Origin of the sequence: Aestuarium sp. (assembly GCF_023253315.1) — a bacterium.
Lineage (GTDB): Bacteria > Pseudomonadota > Alphaproteobacteria > Rhodobacterales > Rhodobacteraceae > Marivivens > Marivivens donghaensis.
On sequence record NZ_JALRGW010000004.1, the window covers coordinates 20,215 to 36,375 of the forward strand.

Genomic DNA, 16,161 nt, shown 5'->3' on the forward strand with positions numbered 1-16,161 from the left:
ACGGACAGGTGGCCGAGTGGTCGAAGGCGCACGCCTGGAAAGTGTGTAGGCGGGAGACCGTCTCCAGGGTTCGAATCCCTGTCTGTCCGCCACTTCCCTTATATTTCAAATTGATGCGGTTTCAGGCCGTCAGTTTGGCGTGGATCATCGCCGTTACGCGCTCCGCATAGGCCTCTGGTATGAGCCCACGTTTGCGCCATTTGCCGCGTTTGACATACCAGTCTTGAAGCAGTGGTTTCAGCAGCGCCGCGTCGAGTTGCGCGTCGTCTGTTTGATAAATCCTGTCATTAGCTCCTTGTTCGATGACTTTCGCGAACACGGTTTCGGTTTCCGCCTCACTCTGAACCGCGCGGGCGCGTTGTTCGGGCGGAAACGATTTGGCCTCAAGGTAAGCGAAAACGAACCAGTCCGTCATAGCTTCGGTCATGAGGATGTGGCGATGAATAAGCCACGCTAGCTGGTCTTTGACAGGCAGGGCGGATGGTAGGATCAGTTGCGCGGTGGCCGTGGAAATCACGGTCTCTAGAACCATGGAGAGAAGCGTCTCTTTGCTGTCAAAATAGGCGTAAAGGCCGCCCATGCTCAGGCCGGTATCATTTGCGATGTCGCGCATGCTGGTGGCGTGAAATCCGTTGCGGTTCGATAGGCGCAGCACCGAATCCACAATCCGAGAAAGTTTCGCTGCGGCCACATCTGGTTTGCGAACCTTGATCGTGTCGGCATGCCGTTCCAGCATCAGCCGACAAAGGGCATCCATCGACAAATCGTCGGTGATGCGGGCGTCAGGGGTGGTCGATGTCCGTAGCGTCATGGGGTCTTTTCATAGGTGAAGTCTTGTGTATTGTAAATCTATCGAACGCTCGTTCGAAATATCTTTGGGGAGGAAGATATGCTGAAAGGACGCAAGGCGCTGGTCACTGGCGCATCAAGCGGGCTTGGCGCGCACTTCGCGCAAGTGCTCGCGGCGCAGGGGGCGGAAGTCACGCTGGGCGCACGTCGTTTGGCGGAATTGCAGGGCGTTTGTGAGAAGATCACCAACATTGGGGGCAGGGCCAAAGCCGTGCGGTTGGATGTCACCGATGCAGCTAGCGTTGCCGAAGTTTGCGCAGAGCCGTTCGATATTGTCGTGAATAACGCGGGCATTTCCGCAGCGGGGCCAGCGATGGACTATTCGGAAGCGGATTGGGACCGCACGATGGATATCAATCTCAAGGGTGCCTTCCTCGTGAGCCAAGCCGCTGCCCAAAAGATGAAAGACAACGGCGGCGGGTCGATTATCAACATCGCCTCTATCCTTGGCCTTCGGGTTGCTGGCGCGGTTGCGGCCTACGCCACGTCCAAGGCCGCATTGGTTCAATTGACCAAGGCCACCGCTCTTGAATGGGCGCGGTATGGCATCCGTGTGAATGCGCTGTGCCCTGGGTACATTGAGACGCCGTTGAATACCGATTTCTTTGCGACCGATGCAGGGCAAGCGTTGATCAAACGTATCCCGCAACGGCGGCTTGGTCGGTTGCAGGATTTAGATGGGCCGCTCTTGTTGCTCGCGTCAGATGCGGGGGCCTACATGACGGGGTCCGAGATAGCTGTGGACGGCGGGCATCTGGTTTCATCGCTTTAAGGAGGGACACATGGATTTCACGATTACAAAAGAGGTCGAAACCCTCCGCCAAGAGATCGCAGCGTTTGTGAATGATCGGATCATCCCGCTTGAGGGAGATCAGGCGAACTATGACGAACACGGCAATATCCATCCCGACCAGTTGGAGCGTTTGCGCGCCGAGGCCAAGGCTCAAGGTCTGTGGTGCCTCCAACTGCGCCCTGAAACGGGTGGGCGCGGTTTGGGTAAAATGGGCATGGCGGTGTGTTATGAGGAAATGAACCGTTCGATCTTTGGCCCCGTGGTGTTCAATTCCGCTGCACCCGATGACGGGAATATGATGGTGCTAGAGGCGCTTGGCACGCCTGAGCAAAAGGCCAAATGGCTTGCTCCTATTGTTGAGGGTAAGGTTCGCTCTGCCTTTGCGATGACCGAACCGCATCCGGGCGGTGGGTCTGATCCGGGGATGATGCTGACCTGCGCAGAACGGCAGGGCGATCACTATGTTGTTCATGGCCATAAGTGGTTCATAACAGGGGCCGAAGGGGCGGAGCACTTCATTCTCCTTGCTCGCACCTCTGACGATGCCCGCCGTGGCCACACAGCGTTTCTGTTCCACAAGGATCAACCCGGTTGGGAAATCACTCGCCGAATCCCGATCATGGGGCCAGAGGAACATGGTGGCCATTGCGAAATCCGCTTTGACGGTCTGAAAATCCCTGTTGAGGATGTTCTGATGGAGGAGGGTCGCGGGCTCAAAGTCACGCAAACCCGTCTGGGGCCTGCGCGTTTGACCCATTGTATGCGGTGGCTCGGTCTATCGAAACGGTGTCTTGAGATCGCGACCGAATACGCTGAGCGGCGTGAGGGGTTCGGGCAGCGGCTTATCGACCGCGAAAGCGTGCAGTTGATGCTCGGTGATCTCGCGATGCGGATCGAAGTGGGCCGTATGCTGGTGATGAAAGCAGCATGGGAGATTGATCGCGGGAACTTTGCCAAGAAAGAGATTTCGATGGCGAAGATTCAGGTGGCAAACATCCTCCATGACGCAGCGGACCGTGCGATCCAGATTAACGGTGCGCGTGGATATTCAAAGGATACCGTCCTCGAATGGATTTACCGCTACGCCCGTCAGGCGCGTTTGGTTGATGGTGCGGATGAGGTGCATAAGATGGTGCTGACCCGTGACCTGATCGCCAATGGTCGTGATTTCTGGAAATGGTCGGTGGAGGGCGAATGATGTTTTCGGCATCACACCTTAGACCATCGCAGGCGAACCATGTGCCGATGACGCCGCTCGATATGCTTGACCGAACGGTGGCAGAGCAGCCAGACGCCTTGGCCATCATTTGGGGCGAACAGCGGATCACGTGGGCAGAGTTCGACGCGATGGTGCAGCGCTTTGCAGGGCGGTTGTGTGATTTGGGCGTCGGCAAGGGCGACGTGGTATCGGTCATCGCGGGCAATATCCCCGAAATGCTGGCCGCGCATTTTGCAGTTCCGACCTTGGGCGCGGTTCTGAACGCGATCAACACGCGGCTCGATCCTGAAACGGTGCAATTCATCGTCCGTCATTGCGAGGCGAAGGTCCTGATCACGGACGCACCGCGTGCCGATCTGGGGCGCGCGTCGGACACGCCACCTGTTTATGTGTTTGGACAGGATTTTAACATCGCGTCAGGGTCATTGCCCGAACGGATCGATTGGCGCGGCGTCGTGACTGATGATTGGCAGCCGATAGCCTTGAATTACACGTCGGGCACGACGGGCAACCCCAAGGGTGTCGTTCTGCACCATCGGGGCGCTTATATGAGCGCGCTTGGTAATGCGGATGCCTTGGGGTTCGACCGCGATACGGTCTATCTATGGACGCTGCCCTTGTTCCATTGCAACGGATGGTGTCACGGTTGGGCTGTGACCTCTGCGGGCGGGACGCATGTGTGCCTTGATGGGGTAGACCCGTTTCAGGTCTACAGCGCGATTGAGGATCATGGCGTCACGAATTTCTTCTGCGCACCTGTTGTACTCTACATGCTGCTCGACCATCCAGATCGGGAAAAACGGTCGGCTGCGTCGCGTCCTGTTAAGGTCGGCACGGGTGGTGCAGCTCCGACCTCGTCGTTGATCGAACGGATGGATGCCTTGGCGTTCGATCTGTCTCACCTCTATGGGCTGACCGAGTGTTATGGCCCTGCGACCGTGAACCATTTGCCACATAAATTGCGTGAGGCAGAGGCGAGCGTTCGGGCTAAATACCTTGCCTCGCAAGGGAAGCGCCACACGACGGCCTGTATCCTCAAAGTCTTTGATGAGGCCGATCAAGAGGTTCCGCACGACGGTGAAACGACGGGTGAGATCGTTTTGCGCGGGAACACCCTCATGGCAGGTTATCTGAAAAATCCCGATGCGACGGCCGAGGCGTTGCGCGATGGTTGGTTCCGCACGGGCGACCTCGCCGTCGTGCTGCCAGATGGTCGCTTGATGATAAAAGACCGTGCAAAGGACATCATCATTACGGGTGGGGAAAACGTATCGTCGATTGAGGTCGAGGATGTTTTGCATCGCTGCGAGGCTGTTGCGCTGGCGGCAGTGGTCGCGGCGCCTCATGAAAAATGGGGCGAAACGCCTTGTGCGTTTATCGAATTGCGGAACGGTGGAACCATTGAAGAGGTCGAGGCGCATTGTCGCGAACACCTCGCAGGGTTCAAGCGGCCACGGTATTTTGTGCCGCGTTCGATCCCGAAAACAGCGACAGGCAAGGTTCAGAAGTTCATCTTGCGCCAAGAGGCCAAAGAGCGATTTGGCGGAGAGGACCTGTGATGGATCGGTCGACCTTACACGGATTTCTCGACGCCACATTTGGCTCTGCGGATTTGTCGGAACTGACCAAGATTTCAGGCGGCCAATCAAACCCGACATACTTTGTCACCCATGGCGACCGTCGCATGGTTTTGCGAAAGCAACCTGATGGCCCGATCCTAAAAGGCGCACATGCGATTGATCGTGAATATCGGGTGATGAATGCACTGGGCGCCCAAGGCGTGCCAGTGCCCAAAACGATCCTATTTCATGAGGACGCCGAAACGCTCGGTACACCGTTCTATTTGATGGAGCGTTTGGATGGGCGTGTGTTCGAGGATTGTAGCCTGCCTGACATGACGCCTGATGAACGCCGTGCGATCTATCTGGGCATGGCGGATGCGATGGCGAAAATGCATAGCGTTGTGCCGTCAGAGGCGGGTCTTGGCGATTATGGTCCGCCGGGAAATTACTTTGAACGGCAAGTGCGTCGGTGGTCGAAACAGCTCTTTGTATCGACTGGGGAGCCCATCCCTGATCTAGAGTTCCTCGCCAATTGGCTGACGGAAAACCAGCCCGACGATGACGGCGAACTGGCTGTGGCGCATGGGGATTTCCGTCTGGGGAACCTCATGTTCCATCCGGCAGAGCCACGGGTGATTGCGATCCTTGATTGGGAGCTGTCTACGCTTGGTCATCCGATGGCAGATTTGGGGTTCTGTTCGATGACATGGCATTCCGCGCCAGAGGAATACGGGGGGATCTTGGGCCTCGATTGGGCGGCTCAGGGCATTCCAACCAAAGAAGAGTTCGCTGCGCGGTATTATGAAACCGCGCGAACCTCATCGCGGTTGAACGATTTCCATGTAATATTTTCTTTGTTCCGCTTTGCCGTGATTTTTGTCGGTATTCGGGACCGCGTGGCCCAAGGTACGGCGACGGCGTCGAATGCCGCAGAGATGGCGCCTCTGGCGCGTGCATTCGCTAAGCGGGCGCGTGATTTGGTTGGTTAAACCCTAACGTAATATCAATTGGTTAAATGGCACCTTTAAACTGATCGAGGTCAAAGCGCCTCGGTCGGATGATGAATTAGGTCTTGCACATAAGCGACCTGAGGAGATCACTGGTCGTAGGGCTAACTGAGCCGCATTCCGAAAGGACGTCACCTTGAGCATTCTATGTAGTCTACCGATCATTGCTGGTTTGCTATCGGGCTGTAGCGACGGGGCGTCTTTCGCTACGGGTTATGTCGAAGGGGACTACACCCTTGTTGCGCCTGTGAGCGTGGCGCAGGTCCGCGAGATTACGGTCGCACGGGGTGATCACGTTGAGGCCGATACGGTGATGGTCGCGATGGAGCGCCACGATGCCGAGATTGCGTTGGCTGAGGCGCAGGCGAATGTGGCGCAGGCAGAGAGCCAGCTTGCCAACTTGCAAGAAGGCGCTCGGCCAGAGGAAATCGCGGTGATCGAGGCGAACCTTGCCTCGGCGACTTTGCAAGCGGACGAGGCGATCCGCGAACGGGATCGGTTAGAGCAGCTTTTCACCCGTGGCGTGATCACAGATGCCCAGCGCGACGATGCGATTACGGCGGCACAGGTTGCTGCGTCCAAAGTTGCTGTCGTTTCCGCTGAATTGGCGGTGGCGCGACTTCCCGCCCGTCCGCAAGCCATCGCGCAGGCGGAGGCAGTCGTGGCCGCGGCCAATGCGGCCTTGGATCGGGCCGAATGGCAGCTAGAGCAGCGCGAGTTGTCCTTGTCGGTGCCTGTCACCGTGGTCGATATTCTGCGCCAAGAGGGCGAGATCGCAGGCCCAACTGCGCCTGTGTTATCGGTGCTGCCACAGGGCGCCGTGAAGTTGCACCTCTACGTGCCTGAAACGTCGTATGCGCTGATTTCAGTCGGGGATACGCTCACGGTCGAATGTGATGGTTGCGCTGAGGGTCTGACCGCCACGATTAGCTATATCGCCAGCGATCCAGAGTTCACGCCGCCTGTCATCTACTCGATCGAGAACCGTCAAAAGCTGGTCTATTTGATCGAGGCTCGACCAACATCGGATCACGACCTCAATCCGGGGCAGATCGTGAATGTGCGGTTGCCATGAGTGACCTCGCCATATCTGTCAGTGGCCTGACCAAGCGGTTCGGTGAAAAGACCGTCGTTAACAACGTCAGCCTTGATGTTCGCAAGGGAGAGATCATGGGGTTCCTCGGCCCGAACGGGTCAGGCAAGACGACGACCATTCGGTTGATGTGTGGGCTGTTGGAGCCAGACAGTGGCGATGGCCGCGTTTTAGGCCATGATATCCGAACCGAGCGTCGCGCTATCAAACGCAAGGTCGGTTATATGACCCAAAGGTTTTCGTTTTACGAGGACCTGACGATTGCAGAAAACCTGAGCTTTGTCGCGGGGCTCTATGGGATGTCGCCCAAACGGCAAGTCGTGCGCGATACGATTGCCGATCTCGGTCTGACGGCGCGCAAGGATCAGCTGGCGGGGTCGCTCTCGGGTGGGTGGAAGCAACGGTTGGCTTTGGCGGCGTGTATCATGCACAAACCTGCGCTCTTGATGTTGGATGAACCGACGGCGGGCGTTGACCCAAAGGCGCGGCGCGAGTTTTGGGACGAAATCCATGCCTTGGCCCATGGTGGGCTGACCGTGTTGGTGTCGACCCACTACATGGACGAGGCGGAACGCTGTCACCGCATTTCCTACATCTCTTACGGTGATCTGATTGCCCAAGGCACCGTGCCAGAGGTCGTCCAAGGGGCGGCGCTCACCACCTATGTTGTGACGGGTGGCGACACGGCACAGGCCGCGCGGCTTTTGCGCGGCGCTGCTGGTGTCGATCAGGTGGCGCCTTTTGGCGCAACGCTGCACGTCGTTGGGCGGGATGCGATGGCCCTGAAAACCAGCGTGGATACGGTCGCGTCCCAAACAGGCAGCCTCGCTGAATTGTCCGACACCAGCCTTGAGGATGTGTTTATCCAACTCATGGGCGCGGCGCAGGACAATATGCAATGAACAGGTTTTTTTCGCTCCATCGGCTTGTCGCGCTTTTGATAAAGGAAATGATCCAGATGCGGCGGGATCGTGTGACCTTTGCGATGATGCTGGGTGTGCCGTTGATGCAGTTGATGCTCTTTGGCTTTGCGATCAATACCGATCCCAAGGCGCTTCCTGCCGCGCTCGTGTCGCCGACCCAAGACCGCTATACTCGCGCGATGGTCACGGCATTGGAACTGACGGGCTATTATCGCTTCGTCGCCCCAAATGCGACGGAGGGTGAGGCCGAGGATATGATATCCCGTGGCGAGGTCGCCTTTGTCGTGACGGTGCCGTCTGATTTCGGGCGTCGGATTGAGCGGGGCGACCATGCGAGCATTCTGATCGAGGCGGATGCGACGGATCCGTCGGTGGCCTCTGGTGCGATCTCAACACTTAGCACGGTCGCGAATTCGGCGCTCTTGCGGGAGGCAGGGCAGGGTCAGGCCTCGTCGAATGGGTTAGAGATCATAGTTCACCGCCGCTACAATCCCGAAGGCATCACGCAGTATAACATCGTCCCAGGATTGCTCGGGGTGATCCTGCAGTTGACGATGGTGATGATGACCGCGATGGCGCTGACGCGGGAGGTAGAGCGAGGCACGATGGAGAACCTCCTGTCCATGCCCGCAAACCCGCTCGAGATCATGTTGGGCAAGGTGGTTCCATATCTCATCGTAGGCGCGGTGCAGGTCGTCGTCGTGCTGGTGTCCGCGAAACTGGTGTTCAACGTGCCGTTCGTTGGATCGCTGTCACTCGTGCTTGCGGGGGTGTTGGTGTTCGTTTTGGCACTGGTGATCTTGGGGTATCTGTTGTCCACGGTGTCACGCACGCAGATGCAAGCGATGCAGCTTACCTTCTTTTTCTTCCTGCCATCGCTTTTGCTCTCTGGGTTCATGTTCCCATATCGTGGGATGCCAGATTGGGCGCAGGTGATAGGTGAGATATTCCCGCTCACTCATTTCTTGCGGCTTATTCGTGCGGTGATGCTTAAGGGTGCGGATTTTTCAGCCGTGGCGGGGCCGTTCTTTGCGTTGGTCCTCTTTGCCTTTGGTCTGGCCGTTCTGGCGCTCTTTAGGTTCCGCAAGACGCTCGACTGAGGATAAAACCCGCAGGCCAGTGTGATTAACCTAAATGGGGTGTTGATGGACGTTGCCCCCGTAGCCCGAATAAGCTATCGCAGCGGCAAGCTAGCTAGGGGACTCTCATGACCAAGAAAAACGGCCTGACTTACGCAGACGCGGGTGTAGATATCGACGCAGGCAATACGCTTGTTGAACGGATCAAACCCGCCGCGAAACGCACGGCCCGTTCGGGTGTTATGGCGGGTCTGGGCGGTTTTGGTGCTCTGTTCGACCTCAAGGGTGCGGGTTACGTGGATCCGATCCTCGTTGCGGCTACCGACGGGGTTGGCACGAAACTCCGCATCGCGATTGATACGGGCAACGTTGATACCGTTGGTATCGACCTCGTTGCGATGTGCGTGAACGACCTCGTGTGTCAGGGTGCAGAGCCTCTGTTCTTCCTCGACTATTTCGCGACGGGTAAACTGGACGTGGATAGCGCGACCCGCATCATCAACGGCATCGCTAAAGGCTGTGAAGACAGCGGTTGCGCGTTGATCGGTGGTGAAACCGCTGAAATGCCCGGCATGTATCATGATGGCGATTTCGACCTCGCTGGTTTTGCCGTTGGTGCGATGGAGCGTGGCGCTGATCTGCCCGCTGGCGTTCAGGTCGGTGACGTTCTGTTGGGTCTTGGCTCGAACGGTGTGCACTCGAACGGCTATTCCTTCGTGCGCAAGGTTGTTGAACTCTCTGGCCTCGGCTGGGACGCGGCGAGCCCGTTTTCTGACGGCACTCTGGGTGAGGCACTTCTCGCGCCGACCCGTCTCTATGTGAAACAAGCACTGGCGGCTGTGCGGGCAGGGGGCGTTCACGCTCTCGCTCACATCACAGGTGGTGGTCTGACTGAAAACCTGCCGCGCGTTCTGCCTGACGATATGGGTGCAACGATCGACCTGTCGTCGTGGGAGCTTCCTGCGGTGTTCCGTTGGTTGGCTGAAACCGCCAACATGGAAGAAAAAGAACTGCTGAAAACCTTCAACTCTGGCATCGGCATGATCGTTGTCGTTGCAGCAGACCGCGCGGACGATATCGCTGCGCTGCTGACTGCTGAAGGCGAAGCTGTGACCCGCATTGGTACCGTTACCAATCAGACTGGCGTGGCTTACACAGGCAAACTTCTGTGACCAAACGCGTTGCAATCCTGATTTCTGGCGGCGGCTCAAACATGGTGTCGCTGGTAAAGGATATGCAATCGGGCGATCACCCTGCGACGCCTGTTTTGGTTGTCTCAAACGTCGCTGATGCTGGCGGTCTGCAAAAGGCCGCTGATCTGGGCGTGGCGACCGCTGTCGTCGATCACAAACCATTCGGCAAAGACCGCGAGGCGTTCGAAGCTGAACTGACCCGCGTATTGGAAGAGGCCCAGCCCGACATCATTTGTTGTGCGGGCTTTATGCGTATCCTGACCGAAGGGTTCACGAGCCACTGGGGCGGACGGATGCTCAATATCCATCCGTCGCTTTTGCCGAAATACAAAGGTCTGCACACGCATCAACGCGCGCTTGAGGCGGGCGATACGGAACATGGCTGTTCCGTGCATGAGGTGACGGCAGAGCTGGATGGCGGTCCGATCCTTGGTCAGGCAAAGATCGCGATTGAGGCAGGCGACACCGCCGATACCCTCGCGTCACGTTTGCTGACATGGGAACACAAACTCTATCCCGCGGTCCTGCGTCGCTATGCGGTTGGGGATCGTACCCCTCTGTTTCTAGGGTAACTTTCCTTTGTTGGTGAATTGCCTTAAAGATATCGATCAAGAGCAGTTTACGGACCTAGAATGAAGACGATCACCACGACCGAGGCGCTGGCCGCCTTTTGCGCAGAAGCCGCCAAACGTCCCTATGTGACTGTCGATACAGAGTTTTTGCGTGAACGCACGTATTACTCCAAACTTTGCCTTCTGCAGATGGCCTATCAGGACGACGCCGGGTCGGATGCTGTGCTGGTCGATCCGCTGGTTGATGGTCTGTCGCTCGAACCCGTCTATGACCTTTTCCGTAATACGGATGTGGTGAAGGTGTTCCACGCGGCGCGTCAGGATCTCGAGATTTTCTTTGTCGAAGGTGGCGTGATCCCTGAGCCCCTGTTTGATACCCAAGTTGCTGCGATGGTTTGCGGCTACGGCGAACAGGTCGGGTATGAGACATTGGTGCGCAAGATCGCCAATGCATCGCTCGATAAATCGTCACGTTTCACCGATTGGTCGCGCCGTCCGCTGACCGATGCGCAGTTGACCTATGCGCTGGCCGACGTGACGCACTTGCGCGACATTTACGAGGTTCTGTCCAAACGCCTTGCCAAATCGGGACGTGAACGTTGGGTGTCCGAGGAAATGGCTGTCCTCAAGGACCCAGACACCTATCGCACCCATCCCGAAGATGCGTGGATGCGCGTCAAAACCCGCACCAATTCGGGCAAGTTCCTGTCGATCGTCAAGGAACTGGCACGTTTCCGCGAGGAATTCGCCCAGACCCGTAACATCCCGCGCAGTCGTGTGTATAAAGACGATGCGTTGGTGGAATTGGCCTCGACCAAACCCGAGAACGAAAAAGACCTCGCGCGGTCGCGTTTGTTGCTGCGCGAAGCTCGCAAGGGCGAGATTGCCGATGGTATCTTGGCCGCTGTGAAAGCGGGTATTGCGACCCCGCCCGAAAAGGCGCCAAAGCCCGATCTGACCCGTGAAAAGCTACAGGTGAACCCTGCGATCGCGGACCTTCTGCGTGTGCTGTTGAAAGCAAAAGCCGAAGAAGAAGGCGTTGCGCAAAAACTGATCGCGACCTCTGCGGACCTCGATGCGATTGCAGCGGGTGAGCGTGATGTGCCTGCCTTGTCCGGCTGGCGGCGTGAGGTCTTTGGCGAAGAGGCACTGCTCTTGTGTCAGGGTAAGGTTGCTCTGGCGACCAAGGGCACCAATGTGGTGACGATCCGCCTTTAACGGCGGGCCGTCAAAGTATTCCCAGCACCTTTGACGATTACGGATCGGATACCTGTTAGGTCACCCGCCGACAAAACCGTTGCGGCTGTGATAGTGCGGGACGCCGTAGTGCCTTCGATTTCAAAACGGGCAGGGCGTTCGACGCGGAACGCATAGGTCGCTGTGCCGTTCTGGATACTCTCCAAAACCAGTTCCGCGTTGAAATAGCCTTGGGTCGGGGCAACGCCAGTTGCACGCAAGATCGCGCCCGATGGGGTTTGTGCGATTTCGGCAAAGATCACCTGCGCGATCAGATCGCGGCTATCCACGACAATCACGTCACGTTTGGTCGGGACCAAGGGCTGTGTGGCTTGCGGTGCGGTGGCGACCGGGGCCTCACGATCTTTGTTGAACCAATTCATCGGGTTCACGGGCGATCCTGCCAATCGGGAACACCCCGAAACTGTCAGAACCAGACAAGCAGCCATCCCGATGGGTCGCAACATTGGAATTTCCTTTCCCGTATCGTTGCCAAAGGGATAACGGGATTGAACCGAGTTGAAAAGCACCCTCTGGACGTTTCATGTGATGCCACCTAAGTCATGGGGCAACAGAAAGGACGCACTATGGCCACGCAAGCATTCGAAGACATCGCGGATACCTTTGATTTCCTAGACGACTGGGAAGATCGCTATCGTCATGTCATCGAATTGGGCAAGGCGATGCCACCGCTTGAGGATGCGTTCAAAGTGCCCGCAACCAAGGTTGAAGGCTGCGCGTCGCAGGTTTGGCTCGTGCCTGAGATTTCAGATGGCGTGTTTCGGTTCCGTGGGGAAAGCGACGCGATGATCGTGCGTGGTCTCGTGGCGATCCTTGGGGCGCTATATAACGAAGTGCCTGTGTCTGAGGTGCTCTCGATTGACGCTCATGCAGAGTTGGGGCGGCTTGGCCTGAATGACCACTTGTCGGCGCAGCGTTCGAATGGTGTCCGCGCGATGGTCGAACGTATTCGGGCTGTCGCTGCTGCGGCCTAATCCAACGCCGATCGCCCAAAGAAAAACCCCGCCAGTGGCGGGGTTTTGTGTTTCTTAGAACGGGATCTCGTCGTCGATGTTCGATCCACCGCCTTGGCTGCTGGAGCCACCAGACGAACGGTCGTCGTAGCCACCGTAACCACCATCAGCGGGCGGGCCATCGTAGCCACCGCCAGCACCGCCACCGCTGCCGCCATCACCACGACCGCCAAGCAGGGTCAGGTTGCCGCCGTAAGGGCGCAGAACGACTTCGGTCGAGTAACGGTCGGCGCCAGATTGGTCCTGCCATTTGCGGGTTTCCAACTGGCCTTCGATGTAAACGGTCGAACCTTTGCGCAGATATTGCTCTGCAATGCGGCCCAGCGCTTCGTTAAAGATCGCGACAGAGTGCCATTCGGTGCGTTCGCGGCGTTCGCCAGTGTTGCGGTCTTTCCAGGTTTCCGACGTTGCGATGCGCAGGTTCACAACCTTGCCGCCGTTGGAAAAGGTGCGAACCTCTGGGTCACGACCAAGATTGCCGATGATGATAACTTTGTTCACGGATCCGGCCATGCCGCGTCCCCCTCGAATCTGAAAATACCGTTTCAGACGTTACATCACTCCAGCGGCGTTAATGAAACCCCAATATCGGGGCGGACGACCTAAACTTCGGTCATAGGAGCCTCTAACCGCAGGTCTAAGACGGGCATCTGCAACCGCAGTGCAATACCAATGGCTGAGAGGGCAGGGCAATTGATCAGCAACGGATCACGGTGATCCGTTCACATCAATTTCGGAGATTACCCTATGACCTTCAAATCCATCCTCGCTGCATCTGTTCTCTCGTTCGCTGTTGCTGGCGCGGCAGTCGCTGGTTCGCCCGTTTCTGACGAAGTCAAAGCACAGGCAACCGCTGCCTTGACCGCGCAGGGTTACGAAGTTCGTTCCGTGCAAATGGAAGACGGCATGATCGAAGCCTACGCGATCAAAGATGGCAAAGCGTTTGAGGTCTACCTCGATGCAGACATGAACATCATCGAAGTCAAAAACTAGTCACCTGCGGTTGGACGGCGCGAACTCTCTCTCGCGCCGTCCCCGTAATTCCAGCATCAGGAGGCCGCTATGAAAAACGTCAAAGTTTGGGACCCGCTCGTCAGGATATTTCACTGGTCCTTGGTGATCTGTTTTACCTCGAACGCGTTGATCACCGATCCAGAGTCCCAACTTCATCGCCAAATTGGCTATGTGGTCGCTGGGCTGGTCGCATTTCGGATCATCTGGGGCTTCGTTGGATCGCGTCACGCGCGGTTCCGTGACTTTCCCCCGAGTATCTCTGGCTCTATGGGTCAGCTATCTGACATGGCGACGGGTCGGAAGCGGATTCACGTTGGCCATACGCCCCTTGGCGCGCTGATGATCTATAACTTGATTGTGACCCTGATCGGCATCGCGATTACTGGATATATGATGACAACCCTGCGGTTCTGGGGCATCGAGTGGGTCAAAGAACTGCATGAGATTTGCGTGACATGGGCGGAATTTTCCGTCGTTGCACATATCGCCGCAGTTGTCTGGGAAAGCCGCCGTACCGGTGTCAACCTTCCTAAAGCTATGGTAACTGGATCAAAGACGCTCCCGACGGAAGTTTAACGAATGTCGTCAAAGACCAAGCCCGATAAAACGACCATCGGCCTTTTGGCTCTCATCGTGACCCAGTCGGCCTGTAGTGTGTTTTTCCTCTCTGACGCGGTTGCTGATATCATCGCTGACGGCATGGCGGCCCTAAATGACGTGCATCTTCATGTCGAAATGATCGCCACATTGTCGCTGATCGTGGCGGTGATATTAGAGGGGCGGTTTCTGGTTCGGTTGTTGCGCAGAAATGCCCATGCCGAACGGGGGCTATCGATCGCCTCTGGTGCGCTCCATGATTTGATGGAGCAGTATTTCCACGAGTGGGGGCTTACACCGTCCGAGGCGGATGTCGCGACTTTTGCGATCAAGGGGCTGGATATCGCCGAGATTGCCCTAGTGCGCGGAACAGCTGAGGGAACGGTCAAGGCGCACCTCAATGCAATTTATCGCAAATCTGGGACCTCTGGGCGCGGCGCGTTGTTGGGGCTTTTGGTTGATGACTTGCTTGCGCAACCTCTTATCGAACGCAAAGAACCGCCGAAGGACATGCCAAAAGCTAGCGGACTTGCCTAAAATGCACTAAGTTACGCAGCGGATTGGATGAGCCGAGGCCATTTATGCGTAAATTGAGTGTGTTAGCCGCTTTTGTCTTGTCAGGCCTGAGCGGAATTGCAGGTGCGGATAGTGTGTCCACATCGTCCCGAATGGCGTTGTTTCAAAGCCAAACCGCGATCCTCGATGGTCGTGCGTCTGAACAATATTCCAACTCTATCCGCCTCCAACCCGAAGAGTTCCGCGTTCCGACGATCAATGGGCCCGAATTTCTGGGCAGCTATAGCGGTCCTTACCTGCAAATGGCGCGGGCGGCGGCGAACCGTTATGGGATACCGTCAGGACTTTTCCTGCGTTTGGTCCAACAAGAAAGCGGTTGGAACCCTGGCGCTGTGAGCCCCAAAGGTGCGATTGGGCTTGCTCAATTGATGCCACAGACAGCGCGTCTCTTGGGCGTTGATCCACATGACCCTGCTGCAAACCTAGAGGGCGGGGCACGGTATCTGCGGCAGCAATACGATCGGTTCGGGAATTGGCGGCTTGCTCTGGCGGCGTATAACGCGGGGCCTGAGGCCGTTGAACGGCACGGTGGTATTCCGCCTTATCGCGAAACCCGGAACTATGTTCGCGTGATCTACGGCAGTTAAGCCTGCGACGCCTTGCGGAATGCGCTCGGCGTCAGTTTGGTTTCGCCTTGGAAACTGCGGGTGAAATAGGCCGCGGAAGAGAAACCCAAAAGTGCCGCAATATCTTTGACCGGGATTTTCGTCGTTTGAAGGAGCGTACGTGCCTCAAACAAGATGCGGTCTTGTAATAGCGCGATGGCCGAGCGACTGCAGGTTTGGTTGCAGCAGCGGGTGAGGTGGGTCGCTGTCACCCCCAATGCGGCTGCGTAGTCCGATACACCTTTGCCCGTCGCGAAATCCCGTTCAACCAAATCCGTGTAGGCAGCGACAAGACGTGCCGATGTCGTTGCCGCCCGCGCCATGGTGTCCTTCGGCGGATTGTCGGTCAGTTGCCGTTCGATAAACACCGACAGAATACCCAGCAAATAGAGCGCCGCGCGATTATGGCCTTCTTTATCCGACTTGAGTTCCCGTTCGAGCGCATCGACATGCGAAATCAGTTCTTTCTGTGCCACCACATCCCGCAGACGCATGTGCACAGGTTCCTCGGGCCAATCCCCCGCCATGGCCGACGGAATCGACAGCATGTAGCCAAAGACGGTGGGGCCGATCTCATAGCCAAAGAGCGTGTGGGCAGGGATGAAGATTACGTTATTAGGTCCATACCCACTGGTCAGACCAGCAACAGTGATGCGGCCCTGACCTTTGGTGAAGATCAACAGGCGCGGTGTCGGGTGGCTGTGCAGGCATTCGGTCTTCCACCGCGTCGCAGGCGTCGGTTGATGCACCGCTGACAGAGCCAATCGATTTTCCAAATCGCTGAGATGGGAAAATTGGTGGCTTTGCAT

19 protein-coding genes and 1 tRNA gene are annotated in these 16,161 nt (G+C 57.1%); 16 read left to right on the top strand and 4 right to left on the bottom strand.

Translation table 11 applies throughout. The annotated features are described in order from the left end of the window. The first annotated feature begins 2 nt into the window (after positions 1–2). A tRNA-Ser gene (locus AC1QQ2_RS03795) sits at positions 3–92 on the top strand. 29 nt (positions 93–121) lie between these two features. Here the strand turns inward: AC1QQ2_RS03795 and AC1QQ2_RS03800 are convergent. Then, entirely contained in the window at positions 122–811 is a 690-nt protein-coding gene (locus tag AC1QQ2_RS03800) for a TetR/AcrR family transcriptional regulator (RefSeq protein ID WP_479712141.1), read from the bottom strand. A gap of 78 nt (positions 812–889) precedes the next feature. Here AC1QQ2_RS03800 and AC1QQ2_RS03805 point away from each other — a divergent pair, with 78 nt between their 5' ends. From AC1QQ2_RS03805 to rnd, 10 genes are all read left to right on the top strand, one after another. Then, positions 890–1,621, top strand: coding sequence for an SDR family NAD(P)-dependent oxidoreductase (locus AC1QQ2_RS03805; protein ID WP_479712142.1), 732 nt, complete (start codon positions 890–892; stop codon positions 1,619–1,621). A gap of 10 nt (positions 1,622–1,631) precedes the next feature. After that, on the top strand, positions 1,632–2,840 hold the full coding sequence (locus AC1QQ2_RS03810; protein ID WP_479712143.1) for an acyl-CoA dehydrogenase family protein: 1,209 nt from the start codon (positions 1,632–1,634) through the stop codon (positions 2,838–2,840). Beyond that, positions 2,840–4,420, top strand: coding sequence for an AMP-binding protein (locus AC1QQ2_RS03815; RefSeq protein ID WP_479712144.1), 1,581 nt, complete (start codon positions 2,840–2,842; stop codon positions 4,418–4,420). The genes AC1QQ2_RS03810 and AC1QQ2_RS03815 overlap by 1 nt, the downstream gene beginning before the upstream one ends. Then, complete coding sequence (locus AC1QQ2_RS03820; protein WP_479712145.1) at positions 4,420–5,412, top strand: phosphotransferase family protein; 993 nt, start codon at positions 4,420–4,422, stop codon at positions 5,410–5,412. Before AC1QQ2_RS03815 ends, AC1QQ2_RS03820 begins: the two co-directional genes overlap by 1 nt. Before the next feature lie 154 nt (positions 5,413–5,566). Beyond that, complete coding sequence (locus AC1QQ2_RS03825) at positions 5,567–6,505, top strand: HlyD family secretion protein (protein WP_479712146.1); 939 nt, start codon at positions 5,567–5,569, stop codon at positions 6,503–6,505. Continuing rightward, positions 6,502–7,425 (top strand): ABC transporter ATP-binding protein, encoded by a 924-nt coding sequence (locus AC1QQ2_RS03830; protein ID WP_479712147.1) that lies wholly within the window; start codon positions 6,502–6,504, stop codon positions 7,423–7,425. Before AC1QQ2_RS03825 ends, AC1QQ2_RS03830 begins: the two co-directional genes overlap by 4 nt. Continuing rightward, complete coding sequence (locus tag AC1QQ2_RS03835; RefSeq protein WP_479712148.1) at positions 7,422–8,546, top strand: ABC transporter permease; 1,125 nt, start codon at positions 7,422–7,424, stop codon at positions 8,544–8,546. The genes AC1QQ2_RS03830 and AC1QQ2_RS03835 overlap by 4 nt, the downstream gene beginning before the upstream one ends. Before the next feature lie 107 nt (positions 8,547–8,653). Then, the gene (gene purM, locus AC1QQ2_RS03840; protein WP_479712149.1) at positions 8,654–9,697 is read left to right on the top strand and encodes a phosphoribosylformylglycinamidine cyclo-ligase; all 1,044 of its coding nucleotides are present in this window, start codon (positions 8,654–8,656) and stop codon (positions 9,695–9,697) included. Next, the gene (purN, locus tag AC1QQ2_RS03845; RefSeq protein WP_479712150.1) at positions 9,694–10,290 is read left to right on the top strand and encodes a phosphoribosylglycinamide formyltransferase; all 597 of its coding nucleotides are present in this window, start codon (positions 9,694–9,696) and stop codon (positions 10,288–10,290) included. Before purM ends, purN begins: the two co-directional genes overlap by 4 nt. A 60-nt stretch (positions 10,291–10,350) precedes the next feature. Then, positions 10,351–11,508, top strand: a complete 1,158-nt coding sequence (rnd, locus tag AC1QQ2_RS03850; RefSeq protein ID WP_479712151.1) for a ribonuclease D — start codon at positions 10,351–10,353, stop codon at positions 11,506–11,508. On the opposite strand, the gene AC1QQ2_RS03855 is transcribed toward rnd, so the two are convergent. Continuing rightward, positions 11,505–11,993 carry a hypothetical protein gene (locus AC1QQ2_RS03855; RefSeq protein WP_479712152.1) on the bottom strand — a complete coding sequence of 163 codons (489 nt, stop codon included), beginning with the start codon at positions 11,991–11,993 and terminating at the stop codon, positions 11,505–11,507. The genes rnd and AC1QQ2_RS03855 overlap by 4 nt on opposite strands. Positions 11,994–12,113: 120 nt before the next feature. On the opposite strand from AC1QQ2_RS03855, the gene AC1QQ2_RS03860 reads away from it, so the two are divergent. After that, a complete protein-coding gene (locus AC1QQ2_RS03860; protein ID WP_067545281.1) occupies positions 12,114–12,521 on the top strand; it encodes a SufE family protein in 408 nt (135 codons plus the stop codon). 54 nt (positions 12,522–12,575) lie between these two features. On the opposite strand, the gene ssb is transcribed toward AC1QQ2_RS03860, so the two are convergent. Then, the gene (gene ssb, locus AC1QQ2_RS03865) at positions 12,576–13,073 is read right to left on the bottom strand and encodes a single-stranded DNA-binding protein (protein ID WP_479712153.1); all 498 of its coding nucleotides are present in this window, start codon (positions 13,071–13,073) and stop codon (positions 12,576–12,578) included. Positions 13,074–13,307: 234 nt separating this feature from the next. Here ssb and AC1QQ2_RS03870 point away from each other — a divergent pair, with 234 nt between their 5' ends. The 4 genes from AC1QQ2_RS03870 (at position 13,308) to AC1QQ2_RS03885 (ending at position 15,334) form a co-directional block, all read left to right on the top strand. After that, positions 13,308–13,553 (top strand): PepSY domain-containing protein, encoded by a 246-nt coding sequence (locus tag AC1QQ2_RS03870; protein ID WP_105235004.1) that lies wholly within the window; start codon positions 13,308–13,310, stop codon positions 13,551–13,553. A 69-nt stretch (positions 13,554–13,622) separates the two neighbouring features. Beyond that, complete coding sequence (locus AC1QQ2_RS03875) at positions 13,623–14,150, top strand: cytochrome b/b6 domain-containing protein (protein WP_479712154.1); 528 nt, start codon at positions 13,623–13,625, stop codon at positions 14,148–14,150. Between the two features lie 3 nt (positions 14,151–14,153). Continuing rightward, positions 14,154–14,708 (top strand): helix-turn-helix transcriptional regulator, encoded by a 555-nt coding sequence (locus AC1QQ2_RS03880; protein WP_479712155.1) that lies wholly within the window; start codon positions 14,154–14,156, stop codon positions 14,706–14,708. A 44-nt stretch (positions 14,709–14,752) separates the two neighbouring features. Next, on the top strand, positions 14,753–15,334 hold the full coding sequence (locus AC1QQ2_RS03885; protein WP_479712156.1) for a lytic transglycosylase domain-containing protein: 582 nt from the start codon (positions 14,753–14,755) through the stop codon (positions 15,332–15,334). Here AC1QQ2_RS03885 and AC1QQ2_RS03890 read toward each other — a convergent pair. Beyond that, a complete protein-coding gene (locus AC1QQ2_RS03890; protein ID WP_479712157.1) occupies positions 15,331–16,116 on the bottom strand; it encodes a helix-turn-helix domain-containing protein in 786 nt (261 codons plus the stop codon). The genes AC1QQ2_RS03885 and AC1QQ2_RS03890 overlap by 4 nt on opposite strands. Positions 16,117–16,161: the final 45 nt, after the last annotated feature.